This window comes from Stenotrophomonas lactitubi (assembly GCF_002803515.1).
GTDB classification, from domain to species: domain Bacteria; phylum Pseudomonadota; class Gammaproteobacteria; order Xanthomonadales; family Xanthomonadaceae; genus Stenotrophomonas; species Stenotrophomonas lactitubi.
Genome location: NZ_PHQX01000001.1, coordinates 1145094 through 1160238, shown reverse-complemented (window position 1 = coordinate 1160238; position 15145 = coordinate 1145094). Strand labels below are relative to the sequence as shown.

Here is a 15145-nt window from a genome sequence, read left to right as displayed (position 1 = left end):
AAAGGACTGACGTGATGATCAAGACGACCTTGAAGACCATGATGTTCCTTGCTGTAGCAGTTTCAGGTTTCGCATTCGCTGCCGGCACCTGCGAATTCTGCGACCTGAAGTATCAGCAGTGCCTGCGTGCCACCCATAATCCCGGTGGCCCCACTTCTGCACAGTGCGACCTCCAGTATCGCCTCTGCAGGGAAACGGATTGCCCGTCGCCCTGACCTGCACTCCGGCCGGCTCCCAGCCCGGGAGCCGGTTCGCGCCTTCCGTTGCTGTCGGTGCCGTCCGCACCGGCGACAGATCCAAGCGTGGCAATGGCCGAACGGATCAGTGGCCGAGCGTACCCATGGTGAAGGTATACCCGGAGCGCATGAGGAAGTCGCGCATGCGCAGCTCGGCGCGGCGGGGCGACGGAAGATCCGGCGGGCCATACAGCGCATAGACCACGCCAGCGCCCTCGATGCGCTCGCGGCGCACATCACAATGACGGCTCTCCGAGGCGAGGACCCAGCCGTCCTTCAGTTGATCGGGGCCGATGGACTGCCCGTTCTTCAACCGGAATGTAAGCCAGCGCACATCTGCGGTGGATCTGCTCATTGCCCGCCAGCTGCATCGTGCATGCAGCCCCTCATGTCCTTGCCTGCCATTGCTGCTCCCGAAGACCAGAACTCGACCATACCCCGTCGCCATGTCGTGGCCGGCTGAGACTGACAGGGGCACATGGTGGGTCTCAGGTGCTTAGCTCGAACAGCCTACGGAACGCTTCCTGCCCGGCGGGTGTGAGCCGCAGTTCGCGACGCCCCTCGAGGCAATGCAGCCAGCGGTTCTGCAGGAAGCTCTCCAACAGGGCTTCGCCGACCATGCCGGCCATGTGCGGGCGACGTTCGGTGCAGTCCAGGCACCCTCGGCAGTAGCGCTCGGGCTTCACCTGCGGTGATCGCGCGATCAGCTCTGCCAGCGGCTCGCCCACGGCGCGCAGGACGTCGGCGCCATGAGCCGAGATCTGCCAGTGGTCTGCCGCCGCGGTGATCGCTCCGGTGCTCAGCAGGTGGTCGGAGATGGCGACGGCGTATTCACCGGCCAGGTGCCGATAGCAGGTACGCGCCCGGCGGAAGCCGGCATCGACCCGCACGCTTCGTGGAGAGAGCGGCGGCCGTTGATCGCTGAAACGCAGGATGCCTTCCAGCATGTCGGCGACTTCGGTCGAGGCGAGCCGGTGATAACGGTGGCGTCCCTGCACCGCCACGGCCAGGATGCCGCCATCGAGCAACCGCCGCAGATGACTGCTTGCCGTCTGCGGCGAGATGCCGGCCACGCCAGCCAGCTCGGATGCCGTGTGTGCGCGGCCATCCATCAACGTCAACAGCATGGCCGCGCGTGCGTGGTCACCGACCAATGTGCCGACATTGATGAAAGCGCGGGAGGTCTGGACCATGGCCGCATTGTGGCATGCGTCCTGCCACGCATCATTCGACCTGGATCGAAGCTTCCGCGCGCTTGCACAGGGCACAGTGATCGCCCGCAACCCACAACTTCCAGCATGCGAGCAGAAGACATCCAACGCCGCTGTATCACTCCCTCCGTGCTCTATCCGGGAACGCCGGTGGTGCTGATGACCACGCTGAACGAAGACGGCAGCGCGAACATCAGCCCGCTTTCTTCATTCTGGGCGTTGGCCGACCGCGTGGTGCTCGGCATCGGCGAACAGGGCCAGGGTTGCAGCAATCTTCTGGCACGCGGCGAATGCGTCCTGAACTTTGCCGAGGCCACCCAGGCGACGCAGGTTGAAGCCATCGCCCGCGCCACCGCGCGCACCCCTGTGCCGGATTCGAAGCGTGATAGGGGCTACGTGCATGTGCGTGACAAGTTCGCACTGGGCGGCTTCACCCGCGTCGACTCGGTGCAGGTTGCACCACCGGCGATCGCCGAATGCCCGCTGCAGGTGGAGGTCGCGCTGCTTGCCTCGCATCGACCCAGCGGAACGCAGGATCAGGGCTTCATGATCGTCGAAGGACGGATCTGCCGGGTACATGCACACGAGGCGATCACCATTGCAGGTACCCAGCATATCGACGTGCAGCGCTGGGCACCGCTGATCTACCTGTTCCGCCACTATGTGGGCACCACCATTCCGGTGGCGCGCAATTTCCGTGCTGACGCTCCTTCGCAGCTGACTGCATGACAGCTGCGATCAGGAAGAAGACGCTGGCGCGTTCGAGTACTTCTCGTGCACCTCTTTTTCGCGGTCGCGACGCGCGCTCGAACAACGCTCGCGCGCTGTCGACATCTGGCTGTCGGCCGAGGTCCGTTCCGAGCTCAACGACTGCTGCAGACTGGAAATCTGCGCGCGGATGCCAGATTCGCTGGTGGCGCCGGCCAGATTGCTGCTGGCAGCAGCCAGTTGCCGGTTCAGATCGGCCACCTGCCGATTGACCGCCTGGCTGCGCGATTCGAACGGGCCATAGATGCGCGACTGCTCGCTCTGCAGGCAGTTGCGCTCGGCAATGCCGGCGTCATTCATTTCGGCAGTGCGGTAGACCGCGGTGCGGTTGGCAAGCTCGCCAACCGATTCCGATGCGGCGCGGTTGGAGCGCAGCTTCATCGGCTCCGCGCCCGCGGCACAGGCGTTCTGCGAGTAGGTGGTCTCACCGGACGCACCCTTGCACTTGTAGACCTGCGCCGATGCCAGCGGCGCGACCAGCAGCAACGCCAGCGCGATGCCAGGTTTCATGTTCATGCCAAGACCTCCTGTCCCGGGCCCTGCGGCCCGTTTGGCCATACGCTACGACTGATCGTGTGTCCGGGCAAATGCCCTCACGCCCGGCGAATCAGCGCCGGAATGAACGCAGCTCCAGCGCCGCCAGGGTGTACCAGCCGAACGCCGGCAGCAGCGCAAGGCGCTGGGTGAGGCCGCGATAGGGCTCCGGATCGAAGCCGGACATCATCAGCCACAGATAGGCCATGCCCAGCAGCGAGCTGGCGCGCGCAAACCATGCCATCCGCGTTGACGCCTGTGGGCCCAGCTCTGCGAGGAACAGCAGCGGGGTCAGGATCGAGAAGATGCCGATGCCATAGAGGCCATGCATGGGGCTGCCGATGGTGAAGACGCCATTGCTGACCATGGACACCCCGAACAGGGTGGAGGTGAGCGCAGTGAGCGCGAAACGGCGGCCCTGGGCGAGCAACGCAAGGCTGAAGAGGATGATGGCCGAGCCACTAGCCACCGGGCCGGCCTGCACCGCCTTGGCTTGCAGCCCCGGCAGCAGGCCAAGTTCGCTGAGGTGCTGCGAGAGCGAGTGGTAGCCGGGCACGGTGAATGCAAAAGCGATCAGTGCCAGCATCGCGCCGAGGGGGATGTACACGGCCTGCTGGATCGCCAGGTTTCGCACTGCGGTCACCACTGCTGAAGAGAAGTGCGGCGACGTTAGCAGCCGCCCCCGCCGGGTCGCATGTGCATTTTGGTACAGCCTGCCGGCGCCGGATTGCGCGCAAAGAAAAAGCCCTGATCGAAATCAGGGCTTTTCAATTGGAGGCCTCAAGCGGAATCGAACCGCTGTAAACGGATTTGCAATCCGGTGCATAGCCACTCTGCCATGAGGCCAACGTACTGCGATCAGGAACGACGCCCCTGACATGACAAAACCCCGCGATGGGGCCTGTCGGAACATGGAGCGGGAAACGAGACTCGAACTCGCGACCTCAACCTTGGCAAGGTTGCGCTCTACCAACTGAGCTATTCCCGCATAAGCCGTCATGGTACCGGAAGCCCGGGACACACACCAGCCATTTCACAACACTTTTCACTTTTCTGACTGCGCGCAAAGCCTTGTGGCTCAACGTGCCCCGCCTTGCCGTGGCGGGAGAAAAACAAGGCCCCAACCGGGGCCCTGTGTAATCTGGAGCGGGAAACGAGACGTTTACTAAGACCGTAAGCCGTTGTTTCCCAATCACTTTCTTCGCTGGCTTGACTAGCGAAGACCTTAATTGTAGCCTCATTTTTCACCCTCGGCAACAAGTTCGTCCAGAAACTTCCAGTAAGGTCCAAGGACACCTCCTCAGCGCATCGTCCCCACACCTCGTTCATCGCCGGCTACGGTGGTCTCGAACTCACCAATGATCACCTTTCCATATGCTTGGCTAGCTGCGTCGAAAGGCATTCGAGCACGTCACGCAAGTCCGCATAGAGGTCATGCCCGTTGGGCCGAGCCGAGCGCACCAGGCTCATCACCGAAACAGCGCGCTGACCGGCACGCAAGCTACCGACGAACAACTGGTTCGCCCTTTGAAGTGCCACTGGACGAATTTGCCTCTCGACGCGGTTGTTGTCTGGCGGCAGACGCCTGTCGTCGTTAGCGCCTCCCGGCGACCAAGGTTGGACTGCATGGCTCTCGCCGTGCCTGGGCTGTTCGGCACACCGGCTCGCTGCAGAAGCGACCACCCATACCCGTCTGCGCGAGTTGCGCGGGAAGAACCCATACGCTAGTCACTGGGACTGGATGCGCGATTCTTTATCGGTATATCAGGATACCTGGGAACGCATGACAGGCTCGGGATCAGTACGCCTGCCTTGGCATCTAGAAGCCACTGCGCGCCTATTGCGCCCTGTGAAACCGCAGGGGTATCACACCATGACAAATTGCTCTTGATGAGATTGCGGTAACGCATGACGCTGCCAGTGTGAGCGCCATTCTTCGTGTTGATCAGCGACAGGACCGATCAACCTACCACTCACGGATTCTTACACATTGAGCACATGGCGGCTACCACTGACTTGAGCTACTGAAAAGTGCTCGCGGCTCATGGAGAAGCGAGACTCGGGACTCGCTTCATCCACAGACAACTGCCCGGCCATGAGGTTGGCGCCAAAGGAGTCGGCCATGTAGTTCTCCTGGAAGGAGATGGGAGCATGAACCACAATGCACCAGCATCGAAGGTGTTCTATCGTCCGATCGAAGCCTCCCTCCGGTGGGCTGGGCTTCTGCGGTTTGAGCATGTCATCCTCACTTCGGTCTCGTCGTCAAGGAACCTGCCACAGTCGTTGGATTGCCCACGTTGGGGTGAGCTGAGGCTGTATACCGAACGCATCTACGATGGCATCCTCAATGCGGAACTTCCTTTCGGGAGGAACGGCATCACGACGCACGACACCGCGCTGATCGACTCCCCTGATCTCACTGTCCGTCACGTCGATCTGAAGCGTTGGATGCGCCAGCACTACCCCGAACAGCGCCCCGGCTTTCTCTTCTCGCGCAGCGAGCGCATCGCCCATCCCTCCATCTCTCTGGAAACCGGGCAGGCCATGCTGGTCGAGCGCTTGGCCCTCAAATCTGCCCTGGAGCAGTCCAAGCGCCAACTCCGCGAGCTGCAAGACAAGCACGACGCACTGCTCAAACAGTCCAAAATCATCCCGGCCTGCGCGCAGTACCCAATCAGTGATCGGGCCGAAGCCACCTACCTGAACATCATCGGCGGCATATTGGAGCTGATGCTCGGCCAATCGCCCTCGGGCACACCGTACTCCAGCTTCAAAACGCAAGAGGCTGTCGTAAGCGCATTGGTCGCCCATCACCATGGCGTCATGGGGATCGCCGAGCGGACGTTGAACGGCAAGTTCGCCACGGCCAGACGCCGGCTGCATAGCGCCACCCTCTGAGGATTGCCAGCTTGTATGTGCAGTCGCGGAGATTGCATTTGCAATGTCTTTCCGTAGCCATGTCTATTGAATAGAGGTCACGCCAACAAACGCCACTGAGCGTTCAGGAGTGACCGCCATGTCGCAAACACCTGTTCTGCCGCCCAACGAGCGCCGCATCCTGCGCCTGGAAGAAGTCGAATCGAAGTCCGGCTTCAAGCGCGCCCACCTCTACAACCTGATGCGCGCGGGCAAGTTCCCCAAGGCGCTGCGCCTGGGTGTGCGCGCCGTCGGCTGGGATTCCATCGAAATCGATCAGTGGATCGCCGAGCGCGTCAACAACCGGGCCTGACCCATTCTCCCGCGGACCTTCCATCCTCACACGGAGAACGCCATGCAGGTTGTATCCATCATTTCAACGAAAGGTGGCGTCGGCAAGACCACCACTGCCGCGAACCTGGGCGGGCTCGTCGCCGACGCGGGGCTGCGCGTGCTGCTGCTCGATCTCGACGTGCAGCCCACCTTGTCGTCCTACTACGAACTGGGACACCGTGCGCCTGGTGGCATCTATGAGCTGCTGGCCTTCAACGAGCGCGACCTCGGCCAGCTCGTGTCCCGCACGATCATTACGGGCCTGGACCTGGTGCTGTCCAACGACCACCGGGGCGAGCTGAGCACCTTGTTGCTGCACGCGCCGGATGGGCGCCTGCGGCTGCGGCACCTGCTGCCCATGCTGGCTCCTCTCTACGACCTGGTGCTGATCGACACCCAGGGCGCGCGTTCGGTGACGCTGGAGATGGCGGTGCTCGCTTCCGATCTCGCGCTGTCACCCGTGACCCCGGAAATCCTCGCCGCCCGCGAACTGCGGCGCGGCACCATGCAGTTGCTGGAGGACATCGCTCCGTACCGGCACCTGGGCATCGAGCCGCCGCCGCTGCATCTGCTCATCAACCGGGTCCACCCGGTGTCGGCGAACGCCCGGCTGATCCAACAGGCCTTGCGCGAACTGTTCCAGGACCACGCCGGCATCCGCGTGCTGACCACCGACGTGCCGGCCATCGAAGCCTATCCGCGCGCCGCGACGCGCGGCCTGCCAGTGCATCGGGTCGAATACCGCCAGCCACCGGGCAGAGTCGCCCCCGCCGCACTCGACACCATCCGCGGCCTCGCCGGCGAACTGTTCCCGCAATGGCAGCACCGATTTGCCACGGTGTCCGGCCGCCCGCCATTTCCTCTGGATACCGGGAGGCCCCATGGCGAGCGCACATGAACTGGCCCGAGGCCATAAGCGGCTGCGCGCCCTGATCGAATTCGCCGTCGGCGAGGGCTGGCACGTCAAGCGCACGCCGGGCGGCCACCTCAAATTCACCAAGGCCGGCTGCGCCGCGATCTACACCAGTTCGACGGCCAGTGACCACCGGGCCGCCCTCAACGCCCGCGCGCAAATCCGCCGCGCCGAGCGCGAGGCCCGGTCCCCAGTGCAGGGAGGCCGCCATGGCTGAAATGACCTCCCAGCAGATGGCCGGCAAGCTGCTCGCGGCCGGGTTCGAGCGCAGCGGCCCGTCCACCTCGGCCTTGAGCGACCCGATCGCCGACACGCCCATGGTCGTGACCCTGGACCAGTTGCGCCCCTACGACCACGATCCCAGGAAGAAGCGCAACCCGGCCTACGAGGACATCAAGGCGTCCATCCGCGAGCGCGGCCTGGACGCAGCCCCGGCGATCACCCGGCGCCCGGGCGAGGACCACTACATCATTCGCAACGGCGGCAACACGCGCCTAGCGATCCTGCGCGAACTGTGGTCGGAGACCAAGGACGAGCGGTTCTTTCGCATATCGTGCCTGTTCCGGCCGTGGCCTAGCCGCGGCGAAGTCGTCATGCTGACCGGCCACCTGGCCGAGAACGAATTGCGTGGAGGCCTGACGTTCATCGAGCGCGCCCTCGGCGTCGAGAAGGCGCGCGAGTTCTACGAGCAGGAAAGCGGCGCCGCCCTGAGCCAGTCCGAACTGGCACGCCGCCTCGCCGCCGATGGTTTCCCGGTCCAGCAGTCGCACATCAGCCGGATGAACGACGCGGTGCGCTACCTCCTGCCGGCGATCCCGACCGTGCTCTATGGCGGGCTCGGCCGCCACCAGGTCGAACGCCTGTCGGTCATGCGCAAGGCCTGCATGCTCGCGTGGGAGCGCTACGCCAAAGGCCGCACACTACTGGTACAGGACTTCGATGACTTCTTTCAGGAGGTGCTGTCGCAGTTCGACACGCAGGCCGACGAGTTCGCCCCCCAGCGCGTGCAGGACGAGCTGATCGGCCAAATGTCCGAACTGCTCGGCATCGACTACGACGTACTGGCGCTCGACCTCACCGAATCCGAAAGCCGCCATCGCGCCCTGGTCAGCGATCCGACCCCACCAACGGCACCGCCCACGCTGCCTGAGCCTGACACCATGGCACGCCCGCCCGCGGCGCCGGCCCCATCGGCCCCGACGCCGGCAGCCACACCTGGGTCGCGCGAGCGCGAGGGCGGCTCAGGGTCGGACGGCTCACCCGCAGGAAGCCCCATGGCTGCTCCTGGTGATCGGCTGCAGGGGCACATCGTTTCGCCTGCACCGACGACGGAGCGGCTGCAATCCATTCAGCGGATGGTCGCCGACGAGCTGGGGGATGCGCTGCCCGATTTCTCGGCCAACGTCTTGCAGTCCATTCCCGTCCAAGCAGGCGGTCTCTACCCGATTTCCGACGTCTGGCACATCGACGCGAGCCTGGACACGCCCGAGCGCCTGCGCATCCACGTCGCGCAGTTCGCCCGCGAGATCGCGGGCGAGGCTCGCCTGGACGAGTGCATCGATGACCGTCCAGACGGCATCGGTTTCGCCTGCCGTGCCCACGCCCAAGACCTGGAGCCGCTGGGCCGTGCCGTCCTGGCGCTGCTGGCATGCATGGCCGGTCAGCAGCTCGCCGACGTCGGCTTGGATAACAGGCAATTCGTCATCGACCTGTCGGCGTTGCTGCACGGACAAGGCGACGCAACCCGGCGCCTGAGCGACACCGCACTGGTCAAGCTGTTCCGGCTGCTGCGGCTGGCCCGCCGTCTGCTCGACCTGGACGCCGGCGCTGCGGACCCTGGAACGTGACCGAGGGAGACCAGCATGTCCGCACCACACCCACTCAACCAGGCCGTCATCGCCCAGGCCCTCTATGACCTGCGCAATGGGCAACTGCGCCGCTGCAAGCTGATGGGGTTTGGCGAGGAAGAGCTGGACGCCCTCAAGCATCCCGCGCTGATCAGCGTGCTGGCCAACGCCAACGTCTCGTGGTGCTCGGTGACGGTCAACCGCGAAGTGCTCCGGCGTCTGCTCAGGCAGGCGCAGGATGTGGAGAAGGAGATCGCCACGGTCGATCGCATGCTGCGCCTCGGCGCGAGCACCGAAATGGTCAGCCGCTTCTACGGCCTGACCCACCAGGAAGTGGCGCTTCGCCGCGAAATCCTCGGCCTGCCCAAGCGCAAGGGTCGCCATCCCGTGCTGGACGAGAAGCAGGACACGGAGCTGTGGCGGCAATGGAAGGCCGTGACCAGCAGCAGGAACGTCGATCTCGAAGACGAAACCTCCATCCTCGATGCCGCCATGGACCTCGCCGAAGGCATGTCGCTGCCTCTGTCGGTGGTCTGGGCTTCGATCAAGAGCTGGGTCGATCAAGGATTGGGGTAACCATGGCCGTGGACGACACCGCACCACGTCGTGGCCCCATCGCACTCGCAGACCTGTTCGACGCTGCGCTGAAAGACCTTGTGCCCAAGCCCAACGCCGACGCGCCCCCGCCCACACCTACACCTGTCGCGATGCCCACTGGTCCGGCGTCTGGCGATGCCTTCCTGTTCAGCGGCAACCGGCACGAGACCGTACCGCGACGGCTGTTCCTCGACCGTCGCCTGACGCCGCTGGAGCGCAATGCCTGGCAGGTCTTCCGGCTGATGCTCAACGACGATGGCGTGACGGCGTTCCCGACGTATGAACAGCTTCGGCCCTGGCTGGCGTCGATGCCCTGCGCCGGGCAAGCCTCGCACGAAACCGTGGCGCGAGCACTGACGCTGCTGCGGCTGACTCGATGGCTGAGCCTGGTGCGGCGACGGCGCGACGCCAAGACCGGCCGCATCCTCGGCAACCTCTATGTCCTGCACGACGAGCCGCTGACCCCCTTTGAAGCGATGCAGCTCGACCCGGACTACCTGCAACTCGTCAGCCAGGCTCTCGGCCATTCGGCCAAAGCCGTGCAGATCGTAGGCCTGCACACCCTCAAGGAAATCGGCGAAGACCCGATGCTGGCCGGGCGCACCCTGCCATCGAGGCTGCAAGTCCTGGCCGAACGCCTCGCCAGCCAGGGCGTCGGGGCGCACGAAAGTTATCCACAGGAGGACGCCACGCACGAATCCGAAGAAGGGGCGACGAGCCTTCTTCGGAATCCTGACGATCCCACTTCGGAATACGAAGCAGGGTCGAAACCCGCGCCAGAGGCCTCTCTTCGGAATCCGAAGCAGGCCCGTACAGTACGTAGTAGTCGTATTAATGAAGTACGTACTACCGCGCAGGCACAAGCGCATGCGCGCGCGCTGGGCGACCTGCAATGGCCCAAACGCTTCGCGGAACTGAAGGCAGAGCAGCAGACAGGTGCGAGGGTGGCACTACAGCAGGTCGATGCTGCGCTGAGGCAGGCCGTGCTGGACGAATGGGCTGCACGATGCAGCAACCATGGCATCCGCAATCCTGCAGGGTATCTGTTCGGCATCATCCAGCGGGCCATCCATGGCGAGTTCAACGCCTGGGCCAAGAAGGACGCGCCATCGGCGCCCGTTGCGCCGAACGAGCGGCCGCTACCACCAGCACCGCCACCATCCCAGCCGCAGGGCAAGCCTGTGCCGCCAGAAGTCGCCAGGCAGCACATCGAGCGGCTGCGCAACCTGCTCGCCAGCAAGTGAGCGGGCCTGCAAGGTGGTGAAGTGGATGCCGGTGGCTTCCAGTAGAGCTATCCCCTGGGGATAGTTCCACTGACGGCTACACGTCGAACCGCTGCACGCCAGGCCTCGATCGCCTGCAGCGGGATCGGCCTTGTTCGCGCTGATCCGGGTGTGCAGCGTTCCTTGGCGCTCCATGGCGCTATCCCCAGGGGATAGCTCGCGACGCATGCACCCACCGCGCCGTGAACCGGGGACGGGCGGGTTTCGGTTTGTTGACTGACTGCCTTCCGCTACCTGCCGAAGCTGTCCGCTCTTTTCCAACAACGAGCGGACACCATGGCAACCACCAACGAACCCCTGCAACTGAATCTCGGCTCCTTGCGCAGCGCGATGTCGCTGACGCTGCACACGCACCACGCCTCGCGCATCTGGCACGGCCGCGCCGCCGCCGAAGGGCGACCGGGCATCGTCGGCCTGAACGGCTACATCGCCCAGATGAACAAGATGCGGCGCGGCTCGGAGCAGGACGACCCGTACAGCGACTTCTGGATGCTCCGCATCGAGGACAAGCTCGACCAGACCAAGGCCACGCTGCAATCGCTGCGCGAACAGGTGGACCAGGCCCTGGCGAGCGTGCCGCCGGCACTCACCCTGGGCGAAAATCTCAACGTCCAGCCGGTCAAGCTGCCGCTGTTCGTCAATGCGCAGCTCGGCTTTGCCGCCGTGTACCTGCTCGCCGACTACGACGATATCGCCCGCAAGCTGATCCTCGCGCACCACACCGCGCTGATCGATCGCTCGACGCTCGAACGCTGGCTCAACGAAGGCGCGCATGCACTGCGCAGCCTGTTCTCGTTGGCCCAGCAGTACCGCTATTCGGGCTGCACCCGCGACGACTTCGCGGAGAAGAACGCAGCAGCACGCGCGGCGCTGGAGAAGTTCGGCGAGCTGCCGCAGGACGTGCTGGAAGGCACGCGCCGCTCGAAGTTCGCGCCGCCCATCGTGCGCCGTGGCCTGCAGCAGCGCGGTGAGGCTCCTGCCGCAGCCGATGCCCCCACCGACGAGGCCACCACCACCGAGGCACCCGAGACCACTGCGGGCGAGGACGCGCAGGCATGAGCGACCCGAACTGCGACACCCGCTACTTCCGTCCGCTGCAACAGACCGCCTTCATGCGGCTGGAACACGCCGCCTCTCTAAAAGGCCTTTTAAAGCCCTTTAAAGGTAAAGGGGACTTGGAGGCCTGGGCCAGCCAGTGCTTCGCCATGCGCGACGAGTTGATTGGCTTGGCGCAGCGACAGGTGCTGCCACAGGCCGCCGGGCATCCCTTCCACCTGCTGCCCATCGAACTGGCCCTGCAGACCACTGGCGCAGGCACGGCGTTTTTGCGCTGGCGCAAGCACGACAGGTCGGCCATGGGCGTGGCCCTGTGGCAGGAGCTGATGGCCAGCACCAGCACGCCGGTCAACCTGCTGGCAGACCTGCACGCGATCGAGCTTCAGCGCATCACGCTGAACATGCAGATCAGCCTGTTGCACACCTTGGGCAGGCAGGCGCAGGAGTGCGCCAGCAAGGCGGCCGAGGCGGAAGGCGCCTACCTGCGCCGGCTCAAGTCCATTCCCGCCGCCATGCGCGATCGGTGATTGCGCCAGGTATCCCAGCACGCGCCCGACGCCGACCAGGTGCGGGTATTTCAACCACCACGGAGATCACACCATGAGCACGCATTTTTCTGGCGAGGGCAACATCGGCTCGCCACCGGAGTACCGCGAATTCCCCAACGGCAACGACGAGCCGCGGCGCTTATTGCGGCTGAACGTTTATTTCGACAACCCCGTCCCCACCAAGGGCGGCGACTTCGAGGACCGCGGCGGTTTCTGGGCGCCGGTGGAAATCTGGCACCGCGACGCCGCGCACTGGAAGGACCTGTACCAGAAAGGCATGCGCGTGCTGGTCGTCGGCCGCATGGAGCGCGAACCCTGGACGGACAACGAGGATCAGCCGCGCGAGACCTGGCAGATCAACGCGCGCAGCGTCGGCATCCTGCCGTTCCGCATCGAGTCCGTGACCCTCAGCCCCAGGCAGCAGGAGACCGCACAGGACGTGCAGCCGAAACCCCAGCCCGCCCAGGAACCGACCGCGCCGAAGGAGCCGAAGCGCAGGAAGTGACCCGACATGGGGCGGCGGCGGTTGTCCGTCGCCCCATGCCCTCGCGAGCTATCCCCAGGGGATAGCTCCATCAACGTCCACCAACTTCCACGCGCCCCCGAAAATCGCGACTCCCGGCCCACGTACCCCCGGCCGCACGCTACTCCCCTCCCAGCCATCCCACCCCGTGAAAGTGGTCGCCACCGCATGCGGCTTGTTTGCTGCTGCCCCTGGTGGCGCTCGGCATCCTCGATTCCAGCAACTCCATGAACCACGGAATTCGGATGGACGGACATGCGGCTGTTTTTGTGCGAGAAGCCCTCCCAGGGCAAGGACATAGGCCGGATTCTCGGCGCGACGCAGCGCGGTGAAGGCTGTCTCAGCGGCTCCGGCGTCACCGTCACCTGGTGCATCGGCCATCTCGTGGAAGCGGCAACCCCCGAGGTCTATGACGCGGCCCTCAAGCGCTGGTCGCTGGAGCAGTTGCCCATCATTCCCCAGCAATGGCGGGTCGAGGTCAAACCGAAGACTGCCACGCAATTCAAGGTCGTCAAGGCGCTTCTGGCAAAGGCGACCCATCTGGTCATCGCCACCGATGCCGACCGCGAGGGCGAGCTGATCGCCCGCGAGATCATCGACCTGTGCGGCTACCGCGGTTCCATTGAACGCCTGTGGCTGTCCGCGCTCAACGATGCGTCCATCCGCACCGCGCTCGGCAAGCTGCGGCCATCGTCCGACACGCTGCCGATGTACTACTCGGCGCTGGCGCGCTCACGCGCCGACTGGCTGGTGGGCATGAACCTCAGCCGGTTGTTCACCGTGCTCGGGCGGCAGGCGGGCTATGACGGCGTGCTCTCGGTCGGGCGCGTCCAGACGCCGACGCTCAAGCTCGTCGTGGACCGCGACCGCGAGATCGCGGCCTTCAAGTCGGTGCCGTTCTGGGCCATCGACGTGTCCCTGTCCGCGGGCGGTCAGGCTTTCAGCGCGCAGTGGGTTCCGCCCGATGGCTGCACCGACGACGCCGGCCGCTGCTTGCACCAGCCCATCGCCCAGCAGGCCGCGCAGCAGATCCGCGCCGCAGGTGCTGCCCAGGTGGTGTCGGTCGAAACCGAGCGCGTGCGCGAAGGCCCGCCGCTGCTGTTCGACCTGGGAACGCTCCAGGAGGTTTGTTCCAAGCAGCTTGGGCTGGATGTTCAAGAGACGCTGGAGATCGCCCAGGCCCTGTACGAGACCCACAAGGCCACGACGTACCCGCGTTCGGATTCCGGTTACCTGCCCGAAAGCATGTTCGCCGAGGTGCCCACGGTTCTCGACAGTCTGCTCAAGACCGATCCTTCGCTGCGCCCGATCATGGACCAGCTCGACCGCTCCCAGCGCTCGCGCGCCTGGAACGACGGCAAAGTGACGGCGCACCACGGCATCATTCCCACCTTGGAACCCGCGAACCTCTCGGCCATGAGCGAGAAGGAACTGGCGGTGTACCGGCTGATCCGCGCGCACTACCTGGCGCAGTTCCTCCCTCACCACGAGTTCGACCGCACGATCGCCGAGCTGTCCTGCGGCCAGCAGAAGCTGGTGGCCACCGGAAAGCAGGTGGCCGCCCAGGGTTGGCGCCTGGTGCTGGCCGAGCCGCAAGCGGACGAGGACAGGGAAACCACCGCGCGCAGCCAGGTACTCCCCGCGCTGCGCCAGGGCATGGCGTGCCAGGTGGCCGAGGCCGAGATCAAGGCGCTCAAGACGATGCCGCCCAAGCCCTACACGCAAGGCGAACTGGTCAAATCCATGAAGGGGGTCGCCAAGCTGGTGACAGACCCGCGCCTGAAGCAGAAGCTCAAGGATACGGTCGGCATCGGCACCGAGGCGACACGGGCCAACATCATCAGCGGGCTGATCACCCGCGGCTACATCGTGAAGAAGGGGCGCTCCATTCGCGCATCGGATGCGGCGTTCACCTTAATCGATGCCGTACCCGCGGCGATTGCCGACCCCGGAACCACCGCCGTGTGGGAACAGGCGCTCGACATGATCGAGGCCGGACAACTCACCCTGGACGTGTTCATCGGCAAGCAGGCCGCATGGATTTCGCAACTGATCGCGCAGTACGGCAGCACCTCGCTGTCCATCAAGGTTCCCCAGGGGCCTGCTTGTCCGCAGTGCGGCGCACCGACGCGCCAACGCACCGGCAAGACCGGCCCCTTCTGGTCGTGCAGTCGCTACCCCGACTGCAAAGGCACGCTGCCGGTCGAAACCGGCGCGTCCAAGCGCGGTGCCTCGCGCCCGCGCAGTAGCGGCCGCAAAGGCTCTTGACCGACCCCGTTTCCCGAGAGCCGTGCCCGCCATCGGCGGCGTGGCCAATGTCCCGCACGCCCTGCGGGATGCCCAGCGCGCAACGCCTTCTCTTGTCCGTGTGCGCGTCCCG

The 15145-nt window shown here is 65.0% G+C and carries 19 protein-coding genes and 2 tRNA genes; 13 read left to right on the top strand and 8 right to left on the bottom strand.

Going from position 1 to position 15145, the window contains the following annotated elements; all coding sequences use genetic code 11:
• The first annotated feature begins 14 nt into the window (after nt 1-14).
• A complete protein-coding gene (locus CR156_RS05545; protein ID WP_100552113.1) occupies nt 15-215 on the top strand; it encodes a hypothetical protein in 201 nt (66 codons plus the stop codon).
• A gap of 106 nt (nt 216-321) precedes the next feature.
• Here the strand turns inward: CR156_RS05545 and CR156_RS05540 are convergent, their stop codons facing one another.
• Together CR156_RS05540 and CR156_RS05535 are read right to left on the bottom strand one after the other, a co-directional pair.
• Nucleotides 322-591: a hypothetical protein gene (locus CR156_RS05540; RefSeq protein WP_089240177.1), complete on the bottom strand. Its 270-nt coding sequence runs from the start codon at nt 589-591 to the stop codon at nt 322-324.
• A gap of 133 nt (nt 592-724) precedes the next feature.
• Entirely contained in the window at nt 725-1429 is a 705-nt protein-coding gene (locus tag CR156_RS05535; RefSeq protein ID WP_100552112.1) for an ArsR/SmtB family transcription factor, read from the bottom strand.
• A gap of 105 nt (nt 1430-1534) precedes the next feature.
• On the opposite strand from CR156_RS05535, the gene CR156_RS05530 reads away from it, so the two are divergent.
• The gene (locus tag CR156_RS05530; protein ID WP_100552111.1) at nt 1535-2176 is read left to right on the top strand and encodes a flavin reductase family protein; all 642 of its coding nucleotides are present in this window, start codon (nt 1535-1537) and stop codon (nt 2174-2176) included.
• Between the two features lie 9 nt (nt 2177-2185).
• Here the strand turns inward: CR156_RS05530 and CR156_RS05525 are convergent, their stop codons facing one another.
• The 6 genes from CR156_RS05525 to CR156_RS22885 all read right to left on the bottom strand — a co-directional run bounded on the left by CR156_RS05525 (nt 2186) and on the right by CR156_RS22885 (nt 4873).
• Nucleotides 2186-2731 (bottom strand): DUF4124 domain-containing protein, encoded by a 546-nt coding sequence (locus CR156_RS05525; protein ID WP_223880015.1) that lies wholly within the window; start codon nt 2729-2731, stop codon nt 2186-2188.
• Between the two features lie 91 nt (nt 2732-2822).
• Nucleotides 2823-3392 (bottom strand): DUF998 domain-containing protein, encoded by a 570-nt coding sequence (locus CR156_RS05520; protein WP_100552110.1) that lies wholly within the window; start codon nt 3390-3392, stop codon nt 2823-2825.
• A gap of 129 nt (nt 3393-3521) precedes the next feature.
• Nucleotides 3522-3595, bottom strand: a tRNA-Cys gene (locus CR156_RS05515).
• 66 nt (nt 3596-3661) lie between these two features.
• Nucleotides 3662-3737, bottom strand: a tRNA-Gly gene (locus tag CR156_RS05510).
• A 374-nt stretch (nt 3738-4111) separates the two neighbouring features.
• Nucleotides 4112-4432 (bottom strand): IS66 family transposase, encoded by a 321-nt coding sequence (locus CR156_RS23380; RefSeq protein ID WP_071577144.1) that lies wholly within the window; start codon nt 4430-4432, stop codon nt 4112-4114.
• Between the two features lie 300 nt (nt 4433-4732).
• The gene (locus tag CR156_RS22885) at nt 4733-4873 is read right to left on the bottom strand and encodes a hypothetical protein (RefSeq protein ID WP_017640395.1); all 141 of its coding nucleotides are present in this window, start codon (nt 4871-4873) and stop codon (nt 4733-4735) included.
• Between the two features lie 27 nt (nt 4874-4900).
• Between CR156_RS22885 and CR156_RS05500 the strand changes: the two genes are divergently transcribed.
• The 11 genes from CR156_RS05500 to CR156_RS05450 all read left to right on the top strand — a co-directional run bounded on the left by CR156_RS05500 (nt 4901) and on the right by CR156_RS05450 (nt 15033).
• Nucleotides 4901-5647 carry a hypothetical protein gene (locus tag CR156_RS05500; protein WP_003821040.1) on the top strand — a complete coding sequence of 249 codons (747 nt, stop codon included), beginning with the start codon at nt 4901-4903 and terminating at the stop codon, nt 5645-5647.
• Nucleotides 5648-5765: 118 nt separating this feature from the next.
• Nucleotides 5766-5978 carry an AlpA family transcriptional regulator gene (locus tag CR156_RS05495; RefSeq protein ID WP_003821041.1) on the top strand — a complete coding sequence of 71 codons (213 nt, stop codon included), beginning with the start codon at nt 5766-5768 and terminating at the stop codon, nt 5976-5978.
• 42 nt (nt 5979-6020) lie between these two features.
• Entirely contained in the window at nt 6021-6896 is an 876-nt protein-coding gene (locus tag CR156_RS05490) for a ParA family protein (protein WP_017640396.1), read from the top strand.
• A complete protein-coding gene (locus CR156_RS05485) occupies nt 6880-7128 on the top strand; it encodes a hypothetical protein (RefSeq protein ID WP_003821044.1) in 249 nt (82 codons plus the stop codon). The genes CR156_RS05490 and CR156_RS05485 overlap by 17 nt, the downstream gene beginning before the upstream one ends.
• Nucleotides 7121-8758, top strand: coding sequence for a ParB family protein (locus tag CR156_RS05480; RefSeq protein WP_017640397.1), 1638 nt, complete (start codon nt 7121-7123; stop codon nt 8756-8758). The genes CR156_RS05485 and CR156_RS05480 overlap by 8 nt, the downstream gene beginning before the upstream one ends.
• Before the next feature lie 15 nt (nt 8759-8773).
• Nucleotides 8774-9334, top strand: coding sequence for a DUF2857 domain-containing protein (locus CR156_RS05475; protein WP_003821054.1), 561 nt, complete (start codon nt 8774-8776; stop codon nt 9332-9334).
• Between the two features lie 2 nt (nt 9335-9336).
• The gene (locus CR156_RS05470; protein WP_017640398.1) at nt 9337-10599 is read left to right on the top strand and encodes an STY4528 family pathogenicity island replication protein; all 1263 of its coding nucleotides are present in this window, start codon (nt 9337-9339) and stop codon (nt 10597-10599) included.
• A 315-nt stretch (nt 10600-10914) separates the two neighbouring features.
• Complete coding sequence (locus CR156_RS05465) at nt 10915-11697, top strand: PFL_4669 family integrating conjugative element protein (protein ID WP_017640399.1); 783 nt, start codon at nt 10915-10917, stop codon at nt 11695-11697.
• Entirely contained in the window at nt 11694-12221 is a 528-nt protein-coding gene (locus tag CR156_RS05460) for a DUF3158 family protein (protein ID WP_026083766.1), read from the top strand. The genes CR156_RS05465 and CR156_RS05460 overlap by 4 nt, the downstream gene beginning before the upstream one ends.
• A gap of 73 nt (nt 12222-12294) precedes the next feature.
• Nucleotides 12295-12747, top strand: a complete 453-nt coding sequence (locus CR156_RS05455; RefSeq protein WP_017640401.1) for a single-stranded DNA-binding protein — start codon at nt 12295-12297, stop codon at nt 12745-12747.
• A gap of 273 nt (nt 12748-13020) precedes the next feature.
• On the top strand, nt 13021-15033 hold the full coding sequence (locus CR156_RS05450; RefSeq protein ID WP_058130698.1) for a DNA topoisomerase III: 2013 nt from the start codon (nt 13021-13023) through the stop codon (nt 15031-15033).
• Nucleotides 15034-15145: the final 112 nt, after the last annotated feature.

Coding starts and splice junctions, on each gene's coding strand:
- CR156_RS05495 (WP_003821041.1), top strand. CDS start 5,766: ATGTCGCAAACACCTGTTCTGCCGCCCAACGAGCGCCGCATCCTGCGC.
- CR156_RS05485 (WP_003821044.1), top strand. CDS start 6,880: ATGGCGAGCGCACATGAACTGGCCCGAGGCCATAAGCGGCTGCGCGCC.
- CR156_RS05490 (WP_017640396.1), top strand. CDS start 6,021: ATGCAGGTTGTATCCATCATTTCAACGAAAGGTGGCGTCGGCAAGACC.
- CR156_RS05530 (WP_100552111.1), top strand. CDS start 1,535: ATGCGAGCAGAAGACATCCAACGCCGCTGTATCACTCCCTCCGTGCTC.
- CR156_RS05475 (WP_003821054.1), top strand. CDS start 8,774: ATGTCCGCACCACACCCACTCAACCAGGCCGTCATCGCCCAGGCCCTC.
- CR156_RS05460 (WP_026083766.1), top strand. CDS start 11,694: ATGAGCGACCCGAACTGCGACACCCGCTACTTCCGTCCGCTGCAACAG.
- CR156_RS05450 (WP_058130698.1), top strand. CDS start 13,021: ATGCGGCTGTTTTTGTGCGAGAAGCCCTCCCAGGGCAAGGACATAGGC.
- CR156_RS22885 (WP_017640395.1), bottom strand. CDS start 4,873: ATGGCCGACTCCTTTGGCGCCAACCTCATGGCCGGGCAGTTGTCTGTG.
- CR156_RS05465 (WP_017640399.1), top strand. CDS start 10,915: ATGGCAACCACCAACGAACCCCTGCAACTGAATCTCGGCTCCTTGCGC.
- CR156_RS05455 (WP_017640401.1), top strand. CDS start 12,295: ATGAGCACGCATTTTTCTGGCGAGGGCAACATCGGCTCGCCACCGGAG.
- CR156_RS05480 (WP_017640397.1), top strand. CDS start 7,121: ATGGCTGAAATGACCTCCCAGCAGATGGCCGGCAAGCTGCTCGCGGCC.
- CR156_RS05525 (WP_223880015.1), bottom strand. CDS start 2,731: ATGAACATGAAACCTGGCATCGCGCTGGCGTTGCTGCTGGTCGCGCCG.
- CR156_RS05470 (WP_017640398.1), top strand. CDS start 9,337: ATGGCCGTGGACGACACCGCACCACGTCGTGGCCCCATCGCACTCGCA.
- CR156_RS05540 (WP_089240177.1), bottom strand. CDS start 591: ATGAGCAGATCCACCGCAGATGTGCGCTGGCTTACATTCCGGTTGAAG.
- CR156_RS05500 (WP_003821040.1), top strand. CDS start 4,901: ATGAACCACAATGCACCAGCATCGAAGGTGTTCTATCGTCCGATCGAA.
- CR156_RS05545 (WP_100552113.1), top strand. CDS start 15: ATGATCAAGACGACCTTGAAGACCATGATGTTCCTTGCTGTAGCAGTT.
- CR156_RS05535 (WP_100552112.1), bottom strand. CDS start 1,429: ATGGTCCAGACCTCCCGCGCTTTCATCAATGTCGGCACATTGGTCGGT.